1 pseudogene is annotated in these 1,287 nt (G+C 62.7%); it reads right to left on the reverse strand.

Annotation, left to right across the window (positions count from 1 at the left end):
• A pseudogene (locus NW852_RS04445) lies at nt 1-1,287 on the reverse strand (type II secretion system protein); the annotation flags it as partial.

Below are 1,287 nucleotides of genomic sequence, written 5' to 3' on the forward strand. Positions count from 1 at the left end.
CAAAAGGTGCTAGGTTAGCTGGATTATCGATAGCGTCGCGCACGCAGGCCCAGCGTTGGTCGTTGGTGGCGCTGTCCAAGTTGGTCGTTGGGCAACGCGGCGCACTGCTGGTGTAGCCGTTGTTGTATTGACCGATGGCATCCGGCACCCCCTGGACCGGGAACACCGGATCCGGCCAGCGCACCGCCCGCAGGTAGGGCAGGTTTTTATTTTGAGCATTCGAGAGCAAAGGGCCTACAGCGCCAGTGCTGGCAAACCCCGTATTGGGGTCGTACTGGTTCCGCGGGTTGGTGATCCAGCCGTTGTAGTACTCGGCCAGCAGACCAGCGCCGCCAGGGTTCGGGCAGGGCCCGATGGGAGCCACCATCACCCAGCGGGAGGTATCCAGCACCGGGTTGCCCAAGGCGGAGATGCGCACACCGAAGTTGGCATAGTCCCTATCTGGCGCCCGCAACTGCCGCTCCTCAGGCACGCCACCGCCCGCCGTCGGGTCATCGGTGCTGTTGCGGCGCTCAAAGAGGGTGTCGCGGGCAAACACATCCGGCCAGCCGGGCTGGTTGGTGTTGTCGCCCAGGTTCTGGGCCCCGTTGGTGTTGTCGAAGCGCAGAACACCAGCGCCATTGTTATTCGGATCCGGAGCCGGCCAGTTGTTGCCCCGGATCACCAGCGCCTGGTTGAGGAAGGAGGTGTTGGCCCCGAGGTTTGGCCCGCTGCAGCCGTAGTAGTCGTTGCGGCGAGGAGCCGAGGCCCGCTGTGGGTTGCCCTGGTAGTCGCGGTTGGCCACAAAGCTGCTGCCGCCGCCATTGAGGGTGCCATCCTGGACAAAGCCATCGTCAATGCTGCCATCGCAGAAATCGGCGGAGAGGATATTGATCGAGTCGCCTATGATCTCAGTGGGTCGCCAGAGATCCTCCGCTGCCCGGGCAAAGCGCCGGTCTTCATCCCTCCGGAGTCGCCCGTAGAAGTTGCTGTAAAGGCCGTCTGATCCGAAGTTGAGGAGAGTCTTGAACTCTTCCAGCCGCTCGCCTTGCCTCGTCTGGTGCAGGTTAAAGTCCCCTTGGATGTAGACGGGGTTGTCGGAAACGAAAGAGAGGCCGAAGACGGCTTCATCGAGGTTAAACCCGCCGCGGGCCAGCACTGCCCCATTGCGCAGCCGGAAGCCATAGGGCCGCCGATCTGGATCGGGGTAGTAGTCCACTGGTTTGGGACTGAGGCCCTCGTTGGAGACGGGTGGATCGCCGACCAGTTGGTTGCGACCAGGCTGACCGGCATTCATGATGAGGGAAG

This window comes from Synechococcus sp. H60.1, from assembly GCF_047462335.1.
GTDB lineage: Bacteria > Cyanobacteriota > Cyanobacteriia > Thermostichales > Thermostichaceae > Thermostichus.